This window comes from Thomasclavelia sp. (assembly GCF_017889095.1).
Lineage (GTDB): Bacteria > Bacillota_I > Bacilli_A > Erysipelotrichales > Coprobacillaceae > Thomasclavelia.
Map to the genome: position 1 here is coordinate 1 of NZ_JAGHEW010000337.1, position 2,667 is coordinate 2,667.

General features: G+C 27.6%; 2 protein-coding genes and 1 pseudogene. 2 read left to right on the forward strand and 1 reads right to left on the reverse strand.

Features of this window, described 5'->3' with window-relative positions; translation table 11 throughout:
• Together J7M77_RS14535 and J7M77_RS14540 are read left to right on the forward strand one after the other, a co-directional pair.
• Positions 1-252 (forward strand): hypothetical protein (locus tag J7M77_RS14535; protein WP_296879854.1); only part of this gene is annotated, 252 nt, incomplete at its 5' end.
• Between the two features lie 175 nt (positions 253-427).
• Positions 428-1,654, forward strand: coding sequence for a HipA domain-containing protein (locus J7M77_RS14540; RefSeq protein ID WP_296879856.1), 1,227 nt, complete (start codon positions 428-430; stop codon positions 1,652-1,654).
• 90 nt (positions 1,655-1,744) lie between these two features.
• Here the strand turns inward: J7M77_RS14540 and J7M77_RS14545 are convergent.
• Positions 1,745-2,667, reverse strand: a pseudogene (locus J7M77_RS14545) (hypothetical protein); the annotation flags it as partial.

The following is a 2,667-nucleotide window of genomic DNA, read 5'->3' on the forward strand; positions in this document are numbered from 1 at the left end:
AATCGGATAATGAAAAAAGCAGCACATGAAACAGAGATAAAAGTTGCTCGTGAAAAAGGACGCGAAGCGGGACGTGAAGAAGGAAAATATAATAAAGCAAAGGAAAATACAATCATGCTGTTTAAAGCGGTTTATCCTAAAGAAGAAATTGATTTTTTAGATGGTCTTACAGCTAATCAGTATGATAGACTATTTAAAATGCTAATTGATGGTGAAAGCTTAGAAGCAATTAAAGCGTTTGTTGAAAAGTAAATAATAGATGAGGAACTATTTATAATGATAGTTCCTTTTTTTGTATCTATGAGGATATTGAATTTGTAATTCAATGATAAGTAGAAGCTATTATGTTAGAATTAAGAAAAAGAGTGTTTGATTTTGATAAATAATTTATGTTGTTGAAATGATATATAAAGTGGGGATGGTTAAAATGAAAATATATAGTCTTTTATGTAAAGATATCAAAATATGTGATGTTGAAATAGAAAATGGAATGATCATAGATATTATAAATATCTATGATAAAAGATATGCACCAATAGAAAGTTTTATTTTTAATGAAATTAATCTATCACGACTTAATAATTGGTTATTATCTAGAGCTCTGCCAGTTGAACGTGATGGATATGAAAATATTATTAAATCTTTAAATATAAAGAATAATAGAGATTTTTTGATTAATAATTTGGCATTATCACTTTCTGATCAGTATTGGCTTAGACCTAAAGGGGATGATTTAAAATGGAAAGATATTAATTTTATTAAAAATGATTATAATAGCATTGAATTTTCAAATGCTGTATTTGGTAAAGATAATAACCTTTCATTGTTAAACACAAATAAAACTTTTCATTTGAATATAAGTAAGGTTATTTCACCTAATGCAAGTCTTGGGGGAATGTTAAAAAAATTATGGTATCAAGAAAAAGGCGAAAACTATCTTTTAAAAGGAGCAAACTCAATTTATAATTTAGAACCTATAAATGAATGCTTGGCAACTAAAATTGGAAATATTATTGGGTTAAATTGTGTTCAGTATTCTTTAAAAGAGATAAAAGGTAAAAGAACTCAGCAATTGGTATCCGTATGTAAAGATATTGTTGGAGAAAATGAACACATTGTTTCAACGTATTCATTAATTCTAGGTTTTCCAGAAATAAAGATTGAGGATTATAGTAGCTATATTGAATTTGTTGAAGATGAACTAGATATTTTAAATGCAAGAGAACAAATTGAAAAAATGTTAATGCTTGATTATATTATGCTTAATGAAGATAGGCATCTTAATAATTTTGGAATATTAAGAGATAGTAACACATTAAAATGGATAAAAATATGTCCCGTTTATGATACCGGAAGATCAATGAATACAGCAATTGCTAAAGAATACTGGGATTTCAATGATGGTGAGCTTCGTTCTTTTACAGGTGAAGTAGTTAATACTGCTTATTTAGAAAATCTAATTTATACACCTATTACTGTAAGGATGATAAGTGAATTAAAAGAAATAAAAATATGGTATAAAAAAGCATTGCTTAAATATCAGGAGATACTAAGAATCGATAGAGAAATGATTAATCTACTTACAAATGGATATTTACAAAGAATTGAAAATTTTGAAAAAATGATGAAGAAAAAAGGATTATTGATTAAATGAGATTGTAAGATATATGATGAATAAATTTGATTAGGAATATTGTTTTATATAAAATAATATTATATTACACAAGCAACGAGCAGTGATTAATTACTGCTCGTTATTTAATAATTCTTTTGTTTTATTGATCAATTGTTTTAATTCAATTGGTAATTGAGCTTGGATTTTAGGATCTAAATAATAGATGGCTTTGCCTAATTGTTCAAATACAAGATGTTGATCATAAATAGGTCTAGGGTGATAAAAGTTTTTAACTGCCTGATGGCAAATTAAATCTTTGGGCTGCATTTTTTCAACTAAATGTAAACCGCTTATTGTTTTGATCCGACTTAGAGCAACATAAAGCTGACCACAATCGAAAGAGTGGGGAATGAGGTTTACTTGTTTATATGTTTGACCTTGGCTTTTATGAATAGTAATAGCATAAGCTAGTTTTAAGGGAATTTGGATAAAAGAACCGATTTTATTTTTCCTTACTTGATGGTGTTTAACACCATTAATAGTTACAGTTTCCACGATATAATTTTCAATCTTCCATTCATGATAGTCAAAAGTAATTATATTACCATTATGATCCATTTTAACCATGACCCACAGTTTATTTAAAGCAACAACAGTACCTAAAGAACCGTTTTGATAATTAACTAAATCAGGATCGTTAATTAATACCATTACTCGAGCACCTTGTTTTAATTCTAAGATATCAGCAGTTGGTTTATCAGAAGGTTTAACTTCACCAGTGATTGTAGCTTGATAAATAAATGATGGTGTATTTAATTTAGCCAGTTCATCATGATTGATTTTATTTACTACACCATTATATGCTGATAATGTGATACCGTTAGAAAATCTTGTTTTGTTTGCCTGTTGATTGAAATAATTAATTCCTTTAGGATTTCCTTCACGAATCATATTTAAATGTTCAATAAAATCATTATCATCCTGGCGCATTACGGTAGTTAGATTAATAGTTGTAAAGTTACATTCTTTCCATTTGGGTGATTCGAAGGCAA